The organism is Paenibacillus beijingensis (assembly GCF_000961095.1).
Taxonomy (GTDB): Bacteria; Bacillota; Bacilli; order Paenibacillales; family Paenibacillaceae; genus Paenibacillus_O; species Paenibacillus_O beijingensis.
In genome coordinates, this window is sequence record NZ_CP011058.1 from 15265 (window position 1) to 31347 (window position 16083).

Genomic DNA, 16083 nt, shown 5'->3' on the forward strand with positions numbered 1-16083 from the left:
CACCTCCCCATTTACTCCTGAGAAGATATTTCTTCATATATATTGCGGATTATTTCCTCAGTCTGGACTTCAATAATTCTTATATCCCTTACGTGAGCAATCTCCATGATCCTAGATATGATTATGCTAGGATTTACAATAGATTTGTTATAAGTAACTGCCAATTTGTTTGTTTCAAGATCTACAGAGAGAACACCTGGTATTTGCAATTTATTGTAATCAAGAACAGGATTAATAGTTTCCACAACAACTACTTCCTGATTTCCAAATCTGTTTTTCATGTGCTTTAAGTCGCTATCAAGCATAATGGTTCCTTTATCGATAATAATCACTCTAGAACATAATTTATCGATATCTTGCATGTCATGCGTCGTTAAAATAACTGTTGTTTGTTTGACTAAATTGATTTGTTTTATAAAATTCCTGATCTTCTCTTTGACAACAACATCAAGACCAATGGTTGGTTCATCAAGAAATAATATCTCGGGATTATGCATCAATGAGCAACAGATATCAGCTCTCATTCTTTGTCCAAGGCTTAATTGTCTCACAGGAATATCTATAAATTCCCCTAAACTCAGTAGATCAAAAAAGCATTCCAAATTTTCTTTATAAACCTTATCAGGAATTTTATACATGTATTTTAGAAGCTTTAATGTTTCTGATACAGGTATGTCCCACCATAACTGTGTTCTTTGACCAAAAACAACTCCGATATTTCGCGCATGCTCTTTTCGGTTTTTAAACGGATTTATCCCATTAACCACAATTTTTCCACTACTAGGAACAAGAATCCCTACCATCATTTTTATAGTAGTAGATTTCCCCGCACCATTTGGCCCTAGAAACCCTATGATTTCCCCCTTATTTATAGTAGTGGAAATGTTGTTAACCGCCTTTTTAATGGTATACTCCCGATTAAAAATGCTTTTTAATCCCCCCCATTTACCGTGTTGCCGTTTCACTAATCGAAAGTCCCTTGATAAATTTTCAATTACAATCATACTCATGCTTAATTGCCTCCGCCGCTAATCAAGCCACTTTTCGTTTTCGATAACTGCTGTGTGAGATTAGAAATTCTCTCTATGAATTTATTTTTTGCTCCAAATGCATTGCGAAGTATCTTTGTACTCGGGTCAACGACTCTAGAATATGGCAGTATTGCTTCACTTCGAATAATTAGTGATAAGGTCATCTCATCAGATGGCAATACTCGATGAAACATGCCTGCAGGGAAATAATAAACATCCCCTTTTTTCATTAGAGTACTCCCCGTTAATTCCAACTCAACATGGTTTCCGTTCCCTTGTTTAACATTATAGGTTTCATGTGTATAACTGCCGCATAAAATAGTTGAACAAAAATTGAATCGATGATCATGTATACTTTCAAATGGCCACTTATTTTCTGGCCAGTAATGGAGTCGCATGCGCGGTCCATCAAAATTGTCATTCCATATTACATACTTTTCAAAGCCCAAGGGATGAAGCTCCATTAGGGATGCTAATTTTAGAGTTTGTTCCTCATTATTACATTCAACGAGCCCATTCAACCAATCCATAACTTGTTCCAAATTTGCATAGTTCTTTACAAGTTGACACAGATCTTCTTCATTTTCCTTATTTGTTAGTGCATTGGTTTGACGAACCAGCTCCATAAAATCATTTATTGCAATCATGGTACCAACCTCGTCTCCAGGAGGATGCCGACACGATGTACGATTTGTTCATGAATCGTGTTTTTTTCAAGCGCTCCATTAATAAATAACGTATCTTTGGGGAGGACTTCAAGAAATGATGACCGAACTTGTTCGAATACTTTCGTATCTTTTTCTTCATATTTCATATTTTCATTCCCATCTCGCTCCATTACCCTTTTCAATGTTATTTCGGGTTCTAAGTCGAGAAAAATCGTTAGATCTGGCTTCTTTAATGTTCCATAAATGTTGTCCAAATAGTCATAATCCAGGCCTCTTGTTCTGAAAAATGCATAGGAACTATAAATATATCGATCGGATATTACGTGCACTCCATTATGTAAGGCCGGTTCAATTTCTTTTGCCATGTGCCATGTTCGATCGGCTGCTGAAAGTAATGCTATCGCCTTCATATTAGGACATATCCCATGATCCAAGTATTCTCGCACCCTAGTATCATTACGATAGTAGTCCGTCGGTTGTTTAGTTAGAAGTATTTTTTTGCCTTTAATCAAAAACCAATCGTTTAGCAATGAAATTTGTGTCGTTTTTCCAGCCCCATCTAAACCGCATACAGCAATCAACAAGCCACTCACAATGTCATTCCTCCATTTACATCTATTGATGCACCCCAAATATAAGATGACCTGTCATCTAACAAAAATGTGATAACATCTGCCACTTCATGAGGCTTTCCAATATATTTGGCAAGCGTCTTTTCTTTATGGAACTGTTTCCTTTCCTTGGATTGGACTTGTGACATTGAAGTATCAATTATTCCGGGAAGAACTGTATTCACCCTAATATTTCGGTCTGCAAGAGAAACACTTAAGCTTTTAGCCAAGCCAATCAAAGCAGCCTTGGACGATGAGTAAGCCGGGTCTTTGCTGCCGGTTTTGGCGGCGGTTGATGAAACTATAACTATATTTTTTAATTGTGTAGTTTTGCGTGAAACAATATACTTAACAATTAAATAAAGAGACTTCACGTTAACATCATGAACTTTATCCCATAAATCACAATCATAATCCTCTATCGGAGTATTCGGATAAATCCCCGCTAGATGAACGATTGTATCTATCTCTTCCAACCGCGCTCCTATACCATGCCTCAAACATTCGGTAATGCTATCGCTGCTTGATAAATCGCATTTATACCATTGATAAAATTGATGTAATTGCGATTTACTGGGCTTAATATCCAGACCAATTATTTTATATATTCTTCCATCTAAACCATCAATTAGTGATGAAGCGATATCACCACTAGATCCAGTTACTAATATTGTTTTCAAATGCTACCTCCAGCCAAACCTAAATTTGCTTTAAGTAGGTCCTGCTCTGGATCATAGGCTTTGTTTCTTAAGTAGATCTTAACATCTTCTTGATCGCCGTCATAAATCAATGTCTGTCTCTCCACCACCGTAATTCCTGAATTTTCGAGAGCATCTAATTTCTTTTTGTTATTCCCAAGCATGATTACCTCTTGAATACCAAAATAATTCAGTATTTTCGCTCCTACCCGAAAATCTCTACGGTCTTCAGTACCCAATCCCATTTTGATATACGAATCCGAAGAATTAATGCCTTTGTCCATCAAATTATAGGATTCCAGTTTAGCAGCGAGACCGAATCCCCTTCCTTCGTGGTTAGCATGATAAGTAATAATGCCTCTTCCTTTTTTGGCTATATATTCCATAGCCTTATCAAGCTGCCATTTGCAGTCACAGCGCTCGCAACCAAATACTTCGCTGGTTATACATGAAGAATTTAAACGGTAATATATAGGCCCTTTCCATCCTTTCACCTCACCTTTTACTAATGCGAGATGTTCGGATGATCTTCCACCATCTTCAAAATCATTAGATATTGAAAAGCAATATAAAAAAAATGTACCAAACTTTGTATTCAGGCTCCCTTTTACAACATTGTTGATACGTAAATGATTATGATTAAAAACGAGGCTATTCAAACTTATCTCCTCCAATCAGATCATTACCTTCTGGTTCTATACTTAGAAGTATATAACAAACGAACTCTATAAATACAAAAAACGTAAATTATTAATATCTTAATTATATTAGTACGGTTCAAAAAAACTTGACGCATGATTCTTTGCAGGATACCATTATTCAAAACAGATACCTTATTATTCTTTTTTAGGAGGAAGATTTTCTTTGAACAATATTAATCTCAGCTTTTCTGAAAGAATTTGTGAACAAGTCAAATTAAAGAAATCCCATGCTGTAGTAGGTCTGGATCCAGATGTTAGAAAAATACCATCATTTATAATTCAAAAAGCAATAAATTCATTTGGTCAAGGTCCGGAAGCAGCAGGTAATGCCATTTTTCAATTCAATCAGTTAATTATTGATACCATAATGGATTTTGTAGCGGTAGTTAAACCGCAATTAGCTTATTATGAAGTCTTTGGTTCTTCAGGTATAGATGCATTTTGGAGAACAGTTGAATATGCACATTCAAAAGGGTTAATCGTTATTGCCGATGCAAAAAGAGGAGATATTTCTTCAACTGCGGAAGCCTATGCACAAGCATTTTTGAAAAAGTAAACATTTGGAAATATAGCACTAATTGGGTTGATGCATTAACAATTAACCCCTACTTGGGGAGGGATGGCCTTCTCCCATTTATCGAATCAACTAAAGTAAATAGTTCGGGAACGTTTATTTTGCTCAAAACAAGCAATCCATCGGCCGGAGATCTACAAGACATTCAGATGCAAAATGGCTTAAAGCTCACGGATAAAGTTAGCGATCTCATTGTATCCTTGCAACAAGCGGAAGATTCCAGCTATACCTATTCATCGATTGGTGCTGTTATTGGTGCCTCATACCCTAAAGATCTACAATATTTTAGAGAAAAATTGCCTCGTTGTATATTTTTGGTCCCTGGATACGGAACTCAGGGTGATTTTAGTGAGAACATTAAATATGCATTTAATTCAGATGGATATGGAGCATTAATAAACGCCTCAAGAAGTATTAATTACGCATTCGGTGAGCATATAGATGCATCTGAGGAAACGATAAGACAGATGATTCGCGATGCTGTTATTAAAATGAACGAAGACATTAATTACAATTTAGAGTTGGCAAACAAAATTCATTGGTAAATCAAAAGTTTTGTCGTATTCTTGAATTAGTGAACTATTAGGCTTACCAATTATTAAATTTATACAGAGTAAAGGGATAACCCCCATTCTCTCACATCAGCACAAACTGTTTCGAATATGAAGGTTCTAGAAGGACATAATAACAAGAAAGTAAACTTTTCAGCCCTTTCGCTTCTTTCTATAAGGAGTCGGCAGGGCAATATTTGTGTTCCGAAATATTTCCCATCCACCTCGTCTTTAGCTCCAAAATTACCTTTGAGTCTTTTCCTTTTATCCCCTGTAATAACTGGGGGGATAAGTAATATAACGCAAAAGTACAGCATCGAGTTCAATTCACAGCTCACCCAGAAAGCTTCATTGGTATAATTATACGAAATGCCTTTATCGGATTGCCTAAAAGGTCTTAAGGTTTTCTAATGTCTATTTAGGGATTCACTCTACTGGATAACTTCATTATCGCGGATTTCGACTATTTAGAACCCAACACAGTTAATTTAGACTCAGTTAATTATCCTCTTACTTCCGTAACTTTTTACATTGTTTAATCGAAATTGTGTTGGCGTTTGGCCAATAAAACGTTTGAACAATGCACAAAACTGAGCTGAACTATTATACCCTATCTCTTTTGAAACAACAGCGATGCTTAAGTCAGTAGTTTTAAGTATTTCCATTGATTCCTTAATTCGCAGCTTATTTATATGATACATTGGCGATACTCCAAAAACTTTTGAATAAGTATTACATAAATAAGTCGGATTACAGTCAATCAACCTACTTAAATCGTTTAAGGTAATGTTTTTTTTATAGTTTTCTCTTATAAAACGGTTGATAATAATTAATCTATTATCTATTTCTTTTTTAACTATCTCCGTCCTAGTTTCACGACTTTTATCTTGATACAATCTAAAAAGGTATCTCATAGCTTTTTGGAGATTTTCAAAAAGATCATGTTTTGCAGTAAATACGTTATCAAGAATCTCTGATAATTTGAGCCTTTTTAGTTTGTAATTATCAAGAATAATAGTATCTTTGAAATTATAGGTAAAATAATCCATTATAATGTAGCGTACTGTTATTGAACTTTCCTTAATATCAGTTGCAGCAATCTTGCACCCACGATTCGAAAGTTTGAAAAGCGAGGCATATCCATCAGGTAAAATAATCGTTTCTTCTCTTCCAATATGCACTTTAATCCCGCCTGTTGTCATTAAGAACACTAACTGTCGTGTTTTATTATTAATTTTAATAGATGAATTTGGTAAAAGTGTGGATGTGTTTACACTATATATTTTATACACCTTCTAAATCCCCCTTTATTCCAGAAATTTTAATATTATCTCTCTTGTTCACTAAATGGATCACCCCCGTTAATCAAATCCTTAAACTGATTAGAAAGCTTATAGATTACTTAACTAACACCACCCTTTCAAAAGATTGGATTTTTTTGAATTCACTTTATCACCTGCATTCAAATTTGTATACAAGTTAGGGGAAGTTGCCGGCTCCTGCCGGCAGAGGTTTATTATACTTCGGATAAAATACCTTGCGTTTTAAAGATGGAACGAATTTCATTCACATGCCCGGTAAAATTACTATCGTTTCTCGATTCGCTATTACGAGGTCTTGGAAGGTTGATGCTAATATCTTTAACCAACTTTCCCGGCCTGCTGCTCATAACGAGCACCCGATCCGACAAAAAAACGGCTTCTTCGATACTGTGTGTAATAAATATACAAGTAAATTTATATTTGTTATAAATTCTCAAAAGATCGTACATCATCTGTTCTCTGGTCAAAGCATCAAGTGCCCCAAACGGCTCATCCATGAACAGAAGCTCCGGTTCTTGAATCAATGCTCTACAAATCGCAACTCTTTGTCGCATGCCTCCGGACAACTCATGCGGATATTTGTCTTCAAATCCCTTTAAACCGACAAGCTCCAGCAGTTCTTTTGCACGCTCTTTATTGGTTTTTCGATTCGGTCTTGACCACCAGCTGATTCCCTGAATTTCCAACGGAAGCAGCACATTGTCAATCACGCTGCGCCAATCAAGCAATACGTCTTTTTGGAACACGACCGCATTGCCGTCTACCGGACCATTTATTTTCTCCCCATTGATGCGAATGGAGCCATGAGGTGTCGTGTCCAATCCCGCAATCAAATTCATCAATGTACTTTTGCCGCAGCCGCTCGGACCAACGATTGAGACAAAAGAACCGGAATCCAGATTCACACTTATTTTGGATAAAGCCTGCACAGGTCCAGTCCGGGTCTGGTATATTTTTTCCACTTGATCCAAATTGATGGTTTTGCCGCTCAAACTCACGACCTCCTTTTTAGGTCTTGGTACCAAGGCATCGCCAAACGTTCGAGAAAATGAACGATATAAAATAATCCGATCCCCATCACAGCAAGAATGAATAGCGCACAAAACTCCAATGTCGTATCCAATTGAGAGTTCGCCACCAGTTGCAGGTACCCTATCCCTTGAGAGCTGGCCACAAATTCGGCTACAACAGCCCCGACCACAGACAACGTAATGCCTACTTTAAATCCTCCGAACATACTTGGAAGTGCTTTTGGGAGCCGAAAATAAGTGAAAATTTGAAGCTCCGACGCTCGCATAGAACGCCCCAACCGGTACATTTCTTTATCCATCGACTGCAATCCGACTACAGCATTGATCACGACCGGGAAAAACGATATAAGAAAAACAATCAGTACTTTCGTCTTTAACTCATAACCGAACCAAATGACAAGGAGCGGAGCAAGAGCGACCATTGGAATACAGTGGATCCCGATCAGAATGGGATAAATCGTGTTGGCGAAATATTTGGAGTGAACAATTAATATGGCGATCGGGATGCCAATGATGACACTCAGGAAAAACCCGAGAAGCACTTCTCCCAAAGTATATGAGCTATGTGTCATTAACGGTCCGGCATCCTGTATAAACCGTTCGGCAATGCTTATAGGCGAAGGAACGAGATATTCCGGAATCGAGAATACAAGATAGAGAAGCTGCCAAATGACAAGAAGAGCGATCAAAGTAAGGGAAACCGAAATGCTTTGGGAATTGAGCCTCCATTTGAAGCGCCATTTATTTGGATTGCTCACTTGTTCTTGTATAACAAGCTGGATTGGTTCATCTCTCATAAATGATTTTCCTTTCTGGAATTCAGAGAATGCATTATTTTGTCACAATGGGCAAAAAATCGTTCGTATAATATGCAGGCAAATCTTTACGCGCTTTGATGAGTTGGGTGCTTTCCAATATATCCAGTGTCGATTTAAAGTTATTTTCGTCCATCCAGCCAAAAGGATGATTCGTATTATCCAACAGCTCGGCCGTTCTTTTAATTTGATTGACGAAAAGTTCCTCGTTCACCGTTTCAGGAAACAGCTTCTTCATAATTTTCGTCGCTTCTTCGGGATTTTTCATCGTAAATTCCATTCCTTCGTTTATGGCTGCAAGAAAACGTTTGGTCGTATTTGGATTTTCTTTTAGAAATTCCGTATTGGTAGCCAGAGTCAAGCCTGCAACATTAAATCCGTAATCTTTCGCAAACATGACTTCCAGCTTTGTGCCCAGCTTCTGCTCGAACATTGGAAGTTCATTCGTCGAGAAGCATTCGATGGCGTCCGCCTGTTTTGTTAAAAAAGCCGAATTGCGAGCAGAAGCCTCCAGCTTGACTTGGGTAATTTTAGACGGGTCAACTTGATTGGTTTCTAAAAATTTATCGTACAGTTTGGTGAAGGTAGAGGTTGGCGACATGACGATCTTTTTGCCTTCCAAATCTTTCGGCGTCTTGATTGGTTTATCTGGGAAGGAAAGGATAACGAGTGGCGATTTAGTCATATAAGAAGCGATCATGGTGACGGGCATATTTTCAGCTATTCCTTGCGAAGGCTCAACGGTGGATACGACGGCGTAATCGTCATTTTTTTGGGCGACAGCCTGAAGCGCCGGTGTAGATCCGCTGCCTTCCATAACTTTCACGTTTAATCCATATTTCGAAAAAATACCTTTTTCTTGGGTGATGTAAAACGGAGTGAATTCACCCTTTATTTTCCAGTTCAATCTAAACGAGATGTCTGTTTTCTCTGGAGGAGGCAGCGTGGTCGATAAATCGCCGGATGAAGTATTTTCATTCACAGCCGCAGCCGGCGGCTTTGTTGTCTGCTGTTCTGTTTTGTTCCCGCAACCCAAGATCGAAACAAACATAATTGCAACAACCATTAACATGCTAACTCTGTACCGTTTAATAGAAATCTCCTCCAAATAAAAATTTTTTATCATCCTGACATTCAACGGGGTTGATGAAATCAGGATGTCTTACAGCCGAAGCCCCCAAGCATCCCCCACTGTTTTTTGTCTATTTACTCACCCCCCCGAAATACTTTCACTTTCACAATAAAAGCTTGTTACATTTTCTGACACAATTATAGCAATTTAATGAATGATCTAATATGTGTGTAAAGACAAATTAAGATTCGGAGATATGTCTGCAGAGCCAAAACCATTAACATATTTCCAATAATATCCTCAGTAATCTGAAGCGAGACTGCCAAAAAAAGACCAGCAATTAAGATAGCTGCTGGTCATTACTCTATTGCTTGGCTTTAATAGGTGATTTGACTTCGGTTCGCAACGCCAGTCAAGTACGCCATTTATCTTGCTCGCCAACATTAGCTGAATAATCAAGTTGCATGTCTCAAGGCATAAACGAACATGAGGATTGTCTTGATTCCGCGGCAATAAGGATCATTTGCGAGCAACGCTTTTTCTCATCAACGCAATAAAATACGGTGCACCCAATAGTGCGACAACAAGTCCGGAAGGGATTTCCTTGGGACTGAATAAGAGGCGGCCGACCAAATCTGCGGTCATGAGAAGCAATGCGCCAATCAACAGCGTCGCGGGAAGCAAACGACGGTGGTTGTGGCCGATAAGAATCCGGGCCGCATGCGGAGCGATCAGACCGACAAAACCGACCGTTCCGACCGTCGCTACCGCGGCAGCTGCGATAGCGACGCCGATAATACCCGCCCAAATCCGGGTCCGTATGACATTTACGCCGAGTCCGGTCGGAACCTCATCGCTCAGCGCAAGCAAATCCAGCTTGCGGCAGAGCCACCAGGCGACAGGGAGCAGCACGGCTGGCCAGATCATAAGCTGCCACAGTTCTTCCCAAGTACGGGCGTACGTACTGCCCGCCAGCCAGGAGAGCGCCGCGCTCGCCCTAATCTTGGCTTGAATAACGAGCATTTGAATGATGCCTGAGCCCATTGCCGAAACCGCGACGCCGACCAATACAAGTATTGCTGGATTCATACCGCTTCGCCTAGAAACGGCATAGACAATTGCCGCGCTTGCGAACGCCCCGGCAAAAGCCGCCGCAGGCAGCCACGAGATGTGGATATGCGGCAGTACAATCAAGAGCAGAAGCGCACCTACGCCAGCCCCCGCACTAACCCCGACAATTGACGGATCGGCCAGCGGGTTTTTCACGATACCCTGCAGCAGCAGGCCGCTTGCAGCGAGCGCCGCTCCGGCCACCGCCGCCACCAGCATGCGCGGAAGCCGCATGTTGAATATGATGTTGCGCGTCAGTTCATCGCCTCCCCCGGCCATCGCTGCTAGTATATCCGAAATGTGCAGTCGCAGGCTTCCGAGGGAAATGCCCAAGAACCAGATGACGACAAAAAGAACCGCCAGGACCATAAGCAGAACAGGGTAAGGCGTACGACCCGACAACCGGGAAGCAAGCGTTGAAGAATCCGAAGAGCGCTGAAGATGGCCGCCCCCCTTGCGGGCGCGTATTGCCAGCCAGATCATCCATGGTCCTCCGATGATTGCGGTGACGGCACCGGCCGACAATTCGTCGGAGCCGTCCGCAACCATTCGGGCCAGTGTGTCGGCGCCCAGCAATACGATGGCTCCCCAAATCATGGAGGAAATGAGCAGCGGCAAATGGCGCCGGATCCCGATCAAACGCATCAAGTGGGGAGCAATCAGCCCGATAAATCCGATCCCGCCCACAACGCTGACGGTCGCTGCCGCCAGAAGGACGGCAAGCAGAAGAGACGTCATGCGCACGAGAGGTACCCGCTGCCCGAGCGATTGCGCCATTTCATCGCCGAGTTCGAACAAGTCAAGCGATCTGGATAAAGCAACGGCAATCAGAGCAGACGGAAATATCCAGGGCACGGCAAACCGGACGCCGCTCCAATTGGTTTGTTCAAGCGAGCCCGACCCCCATGCCAGCAGCCGACCCGTATTTTCTTCGTACATTAACTGCAGCGTCCCGCTAACGGCCCCAATGGCTAAGGTGACGGCCATGCCGGCAAGCGTGAGCCGCACCGGGGAAGCTGTTAAGCCTCCGGCCATGGCATATACCAGGGCAATGGCAGCGAGCCCGCCGATAAACGCGACGATCAGCGAATTGGAAGAAAAGGCGGCGGGAAAAAAAACTGCCGCCGCATTCACGGCCAGAAACGCGCCGGAGTTGATGCCGAGCGTTTCGGTCGAAGACAACGGATTTCGCGTTATGGTTTGCAGCAGCGTCCCGGCTGCTGCGAGAGCGGCCCCCGCAAGTAACCCCATGGTGGCCCGGGGGAGCCGAAGCGTTCGGATCACGTGATGATCTGCCACGTCCTGGGGAGCAACGAATGCATCAATTAAGGTTTGAATGCCAATACCGGCCTCTCCCTGGGTAATATTCAGGAAGAACATGCCGGCGAGGAGAACTACCCCCCCGCCGAACACCAGCAAATAACGGCTCCACATTAGAAGAAGGCTGGACTTTAAAACAGTTGCGCCGTTATTCATTACAGTATTCATTTGCCAAGCACCGAAACGACACGCTCGGTGAACACTTCAGCGGATAACGGTCCGCCGAACGGCCATGTATCGCCGCCAAGCGCAAAAATGCGGTTTTCCTTCACAAAAGTCAAGCCTTTCCATACGGGGTTGTCCTTCATGAAATTATTGAGAACTTCGTCATCCGTCTGGATCATTGTGATCAAGCTGGCGTCCTGCACCTTCGTAAGCGTTTCAACACTCGTCTCCGAGAAACCAAACTCTTCAAGCTTATCGGACTTATAGGCGTTAGTCATGCCAAGCTTGGACAAGATGAATCCAGCCAGCGAATTATCCGTGAAAATCCGGAAGGTTACCGCATTCTGATCCGAGAACGCCTGCAATAGAACATAGTTGGCTCCCGCTTTGTTATCCTTTAACTTCTCCTTTGCTTCGGTGTACATCCCATTCAGGTTGTCAAGCATTTTTTGACCTTCATCCTTTTTGCCCAATACGTCAGCAATCGTCATGAACGTTTCTTCCATCTCTTTATACGGGTCTTGGGTCTCCTCCGGTGAAAACGGGTCGAAAATGAGTGTCGGCGCGATGGCTTTCAGCTGGTCGGCGATTTTCTCGTGGCGATACTTGACGCCGATGATGAGGTCCGGCTTCAAGGCAGCGATTTGCTCCAGATTCGGTTCAAAACGGGCGCCAACGTCCTGTACATCTGGTCCGATGGCCACCTTCACCTTTACCCATGTCTTATAACCTTCAATGTCGGCCGCGCCTACCGGCTGCACACCTGCCGCCAGCACGTCCTCTAAATAGACCCAATCCAGAGCCACGACCCGTTGTGGAACACCTTTGATTTCCACAACGCCCAGTGCGTCGTTGACCGTTTTCACTTCCGGAGCAGCTTCAGACGTCGTGCTGGCAGATGTGCTTGAAGATGTTTTTGAAGAAGTACTTGTAGTTGTACTCGACGAAGATGAAGTTGAATTTTCCGAGACCGATTCCCCATTGTTGGCGCAAGCGGCAACAATGAATAGAAACACAGTCAAGATGAGAACAGCATAACGCGAACGAAACAGCATAATTACCCCTCCATATTTAACCAAAATTTCAATTTGTGCATGATTTCGTTATCTTCTTGATAAATGTGTTAATGGGAGGTTTCAAGACCCTCCAGCCAGTTCGTGGGGATGCAGTTGTAATCGTTCGTCTTCCAGACAACGCCGATTTTCCTCTCCTAGGCGATCAAGTGCAGATTTCGGAACAGTTCATTTACATTCAATCAATAATGATCTTATTAAATTCGTAATTGGTTTCGGCAGCGCTGCTATATTAGCCATCAGTCTCATTCCCCAAATAAGTAAATTAATCCGCATTAACCGTCTCGATTTTTCCAATCAAATCATTAATATTGTTAATTCCATATTTTATCATATAGTCCTTAATTTCTTGCAGAATATCCATCATAGCAGTAGGCTTGATAAAGCTTGCCGTTCCGACCTGGACGGCACTGGCCCCTGCTAACATCATCTCGATCGCATCCTCGCCGTTCATTACCCCTCCGCAGCCTATAATCGGCAGCTTCGTAACCTGCCTGACTTGGTAGATCATTCGGACGATAATCGGCTTTACGGCCGGACCTGATAGCCCACCCATAATATTGCCGATTTTTGGCTTACGCGTATGAATATCAATCGCCATTGCCAATATCGTATTCGCCACATTCAATCCATCTGCTCCGCCTTGCTCTGCTGCGAGGGCAATTTCCTGGATATTGGTAACGTTTGGGGTTAGCTTCGCAATTACCGGCTTATCGGTAACTTCCAATACCCGAAGCAGCACCTTGCGAGTCGCTTCTGGGTTCATTCCGAATGCATCACCGTTTCCTTTTAGGTTGGGGCAAGAAATATTCAACTCCAACGCCGCGACACTATCCACTTTGCCGATTATTTCAGCCATTTCTGCAAATTCGTCGATTGAATAGGCGGAGATACTGGAAATCAAAGGCACATCGAACCGTGTATAGTAGGGTATTGTTTTGGACAAGTAATAATCGATGCCTTTGCTTTGGATACCAATGGAATTGATCATTCCGGCCGAAACTTCACAAACCCTTGGTGTAAGGTTCCCCTTGCGAGGGTGCTTTGTAATGCTCTTCGGGACGACTGCGGCTAGTTGGTTAAAATCGATCAAATTGTCCATGTCTTCACCAAATGCACCAGACGCGGGCATGACTGGATTGTGCAACGTAAGACTTCCGATCTTGACTTGCAGGTTCAACAATTCATCGACTATTTTACTCATGTAAGCACCACCTGTTCTAAAGCAAATACCGGCCCTTCCTTACAAATGCGAACAGTACGCGGAGAACCTTCGGTATCATGGATTTCGCATACGCATGCAAAACAAACGCCCATTGCGCAGCCCATGTTCTCTTCTAAAGCAATCTCCGCGTAAATTTGTTTTTGAGCCGTAAGATTTTGAAGAAGCTTGGAGAGTCGCTTTGAACCGCAGGTATATGCCGCCTCGATCTCGTACTCTTGCATTATTTTCTCCATCAACATTGTTACGGAGGAGACATCACTATTTCCTTCTTCGTCAGTCACTTTATACACCCCGGCCCCAAAGCCTTGCAGCACCTCTGCAGCGAGCAGGTCATTTTTGCTCCTGGCGCTCAATATCGCAACGCTCCGAATTCCCCGTTTCGCCGCTTCCTGCGCAAGCGCAGCCAAAGTCGCAATACCGACGCCACGAGCAAGCAAAAGAATTGTGCCATGACCCGTTTGCAATTTAAAACCTCTACCAATTGGCCCAAAAATATCTAGACTCTCACCCCGTTCAACTAGGGACAGTCTCTGGGTTCCTTTTCCTTTGACCAAATAAAGAAACTCCAACGTTTGATCATGTTTATTGATTTGATAGATGCTGAAGGGCCTACGCAACAACGGAATGTATTCATCGCCACAGCGGATGTTGAAAAATTGACCGGGTTTCACTTCTGCTTGCAATTCCGACGCATCAACGACCATATGCCAATAACGGTCGCTGACTTGCTTGTTTGACAATACTTCCAGCTTTGCCGTTTTCATATTCATTGCACCTCAGCTTATTATTAGTCGAAAGCGGCTACCGCTGCACGATCTCGGCGCATTGAAGTACCGACTCTTTCAGCAGGAATGCGCCCTTGTCTATCTGCTCTATCGTGCTGCATTCATCCTTGTGATGGCTGACTCCATCATGCGAAGGGATAAAAATTAATCCTGTCGGACAAAGACTGGCCATATTCATTGCATCATGACCGGCACCGCTCACCATATTTACGTAGGTTATCCCCTGATTGTCACATTGGGAACTTAGAAAGCGAACCATCTGTCCATCCAATAACACCGGGTCTTCATGGCTTAAAATCCGCGATGAAATCATTAATCCCCGGGAGCGTTCCAGCTCTTGAAACAAACGGAGCAAATACTCCAGAACGGCTTTTTTAGATTCCTTCACCGTACCACGGATCTCCATTTGCAAATGCACCGAATCCGGAATTACATTCATCGCGCCGGGACGTACATTGCAGACACCGGTAGTAGCCACTGTACCGTACTGCGCTTCCGCTAACGCTGCCTTCTCTAACCCGGTTACAATTTCCGCGGCGCCGACAAGCGCATCCTTTCGCATCTTCATTGGAGTCGTTCCCGAATGGGACGCTTTACCTTGAATGATGACTTCCAATCTGGTCGGCGCAGCAATTCCGGTTGCAATGCCTACTTGTTTCTCAATTCTCTCGAGAAGCGGCCCTTGTTCGATATGAAGTTCGAAAAATGCCCTGAGCTCATTGCCGCTTCTTCGGGCTCTCCCGATTCGTTCGACATTCAATCCGACTGAAGCCAGCGCCTCCGGAAACGAAATGCCATCTTTGTCATAAAGCTGCTCAAGGGGCAATTTCTCCAGTTTTCCAGCCATTGCTTTACTTCCGATCGTAGAGACGCCGAACCGTGCCGATTCTTCACAAGCGAACGAGATAATTTCAATTGACCTGCGGGTAAGAATGCCATTTTCATTCAGGGTTCGTATTATTTCCAATCCGGCAAGGACCCCCAATGTGCCATCGTATCTGCCGCCTTGCTGCACCGTGTCGAGATGAGATCCGCAAGCAACAGCGGGAAGATCCGGTTCTATGCCTTCCAGTCTGGCAATGACATTGCCGCATGCATCGATCCGAATCGACATTCCTTCGTCCCGGCATTTTTTGATAAAATAATCATTGGCAGCCCAGTGTTCCTTCGTATAAGCAAGCCGTGTGTTACCTTCCCCCGGTGAACCGCCAATCTGATTTATCTCATGCAAACTTGCCTCCAAACGAGCGGTATTCATTGACTATTCACCTCATTAGAAAATCTTGTAAAAATTATACTTAATAATAAAATAACGGTCATTGTACAAATAG

Annotated in this window: 17 protein-coding genes; 3 read left to right on the top strand and 14 right to left on the bottom strand. The window is 43.0% G+C overall.

Annotated features, from left to right (window positions below; genetic code table 11):
- Positions 1-11: 11 nt before the first annotated feature.
- From VN24_RS00095 to VN24_RS00115, 5 genes are read right to left on the bottom strand one after another with little or no spacing between them, the layout of a single operon-like run.
- Complete coding sequence (locus VN24_RS00095) at positions 12-1010, bottom strand: ABC transporter ATP-binding protein (protein WP_045668755.1); 999 nt, start codon at positions 1008-1010, stop codon at positions 12-14.
- A gap of 2 nt (positions 1011-1012) precedes the next feature.
- Entirely contained in the window at positions 1013-1678 is a 666-nt protein-coding gene (locus VN24_RS00100; protein ID WP_045668756.1) for a cupin domain-containing protein, read from the bottom strand.
- Entirely contained in the window at positions 1675-2292 is a 618-nt protein-coding gene (tmk, locus tag VN24_RS00105) for a dTMP kinase (protein ID WP_045668757.1), read from the bottom strand. The genes VN24_RS00100 and tmk overlap by 4 nt, the downstream gene beginning before the upstream one ends.
- Entirely contained in the window at positions 2289-2990 is a 702-nt protein-coding gene (locus VN24_RS00110; protein WP_052702705.1) for an SDR family oxidoreductase, read from the bottom strand. Before VN24_RS00110 ends, tmk begins: the two co-directional genes overlap by 4 nt.
- Complete coding sequence (locus VN24_RS00115) at positions 2987-3667, bottom strand: GTP cyclohydrolase II (RefSeq protein WP_052702706.1); 681 nt, start codon at positions 3665-3667, stop codon at positions 2987-2989. Before VN24_RS00115 ends, VN24_RS00110 begins: the two co-directional genes overlap by 4 nt.
- Before the next feature lie 205 nt (positions 3668-3872).
- Between VN24_RS00115 and pyrF (VN24_RS28350) the strand changes: the two genes are divergently transcribed.
- Both pyrF (VN24_RS28350) and pyrF (VN24_RS28355) read left to right on the top strand, forming a co-directional pair.
- Complete coding sequence (gene pyrF, locus VN24_RS28350) at positions 3873-4265, top strand: orotidine-5'-phosphate decarboxylase (protein WP_052702707.1); 393 nt, start codon at positions 3873-3875, stop codon at positions 4263-4265.
- 53 nt (positions 4266-4318) lie between these two features.
- On the top strand, positions 4319-4828 hold the full coding sequence (pyrF, locus tag VN24_RS28355; protein ID WP_274520404.1) for an orotidine-5'-phosphate decarboxylase: 510 nt from the start codon (positions 4319-4321) through the stop codon (positions 4826-4828).
- 500 nt (positions 4829-5328) lie between these two features.
- Here the strand turns inward: pyrF (VN24_RS28355) and VN24_RS00125 are convergent, their stop codons facing one another.
- From VN24_RS00125 to VN24_RS00150, 6 genes are all read right to left on the bottom strand, one after another.
- Positions 5329-6126, bottom strand: coding sequence for a helix-turn-helix domain-containing protein (locus VN24_RS00125; RefSeq protein ID WP_082083532.1), 798 nt, complete (start codon positions 6124-6126; stop codon positions 5329-5331).
- A gap of 224 nt (positions 6127-6350) precedes the next feature.
- On the bottom strand, positions 6351-7148 hold the full coding sequence (locus VN24_RS00130) for an ABC transporter ATP-binding protein (protein WP_238590783.1): 798 nt from the start codon (positions 7146-7148) through the stop codon (positions 6351-6353).
- Between the two features lie 2 nt (positions 7149-7150).
- On the bottom strand, positions 7151-7984 hold the full coding sequence (locus VN24_RS00135; RefSeq protein ID WP_082083533.1) for an ABC transporter permease: 834 nt from the start codon (positions 7982-7984) through the stop codon (positions 7151-7153).
- 34 nt (positions 7985-8018) lie between these two features.
- A complete protein-coding gene (locus tag VN24_RS00140) occupies positions 8019-9068 on the bottom strand; it encodes an ABC transporter substrate-binding protein (RefSeq protein WP_238590784.1) in 1050 nt (349 codons plus the stop codon).
- 525 nt (positions 9069-9593) lie between these two features.
- Positions 9594-11672 (bottom strand): iron ABC transporter permease, encoded by a 2079-nt coding sequence (locus tag VN24_RS00145; protein WP_238590785.1) that lies wholly within the window; start codon positions 11670-11672, stop codon positions 9594-9596.
- Positions 11669-12535: an ABC transporter substrate-binding protein gene (locus tag VN24_RS00150; protein ID WP_238590786.1), complete on the bottom strand. Its 867-nt coding sequence runs from the start codon at positions 12533-12535 to the stop codon at positions 11669-11671. Before VN24_RS00150 ends, VN24_RS00145 begins: the two co-directional genes overlap by 4 nt.
- 22 nt (positions 12536-12557) lie before the next feature.
- Here VN24_RS00150 and VN24_RS27980 point away from each other — a divergent pair, with 22 nt between their 5' ends.
- Positions 12558-12707 carry a hypothetical protein gene (locus VN24_RS27980; RefSeq protein ID WP_238590787.1) on the top strand — a complete coding sequence of 50 codons (150 nt, stop codon included), beginning with the start codon at positions 12558-12560 and terminating at the stop codon, positions 12705-12707.
- A gap of 300 nt (positions 12708-13007) precedes the next feature.
- Here VN24_RS27980 and VN24_RS00155 read toward each other — a convergent pair whose 3' ends face one another.
- The 3 genes from VN24_RS00155 to VN24_RS00165 are packed head-to-tail and all read right to left on the bottom strand — an operon-like array spanning position 13008 to position 16010.
- On the bottom strand, positions 13008-13946 hold the full coding sequence (locus tag VN24_RS00155) for a dihydroorotate dehydrogenase (protein ID WP_193790090.1): 939 nt from the start codon (positions 13944-13946) through the stop codon (positions 13008-13010).
- On the bottom strand, positions 13943-14731 hold the full coding sequence (locus VN24_RS00160; RefSeq protein WP_045668762.1) for a dihydroorotate dehydrogenase electron transfer subunit: 789 nt from the start codon (positions 14729-14731) through the stop codon (positions 13943-13945). Before VN24_RS00160 ends, VN24_RS00155 begins: the two co-directional genes overlap by 4 nt.
- Positions 14732-14768: 37 nt before the next feature.
- On the bottom strand, positions 14769-16010 hold the full coding sequence (locus VN24_RS00165) for a Zn-dependent hydrolase (RefSeq protein ID WP_045668763.1): 1242 nt from the start codon (positions 16008-16010) through the stop codon (positions 14769-14771).
- Positions 16011-16083: the final 73 nt, after the last annotated feature.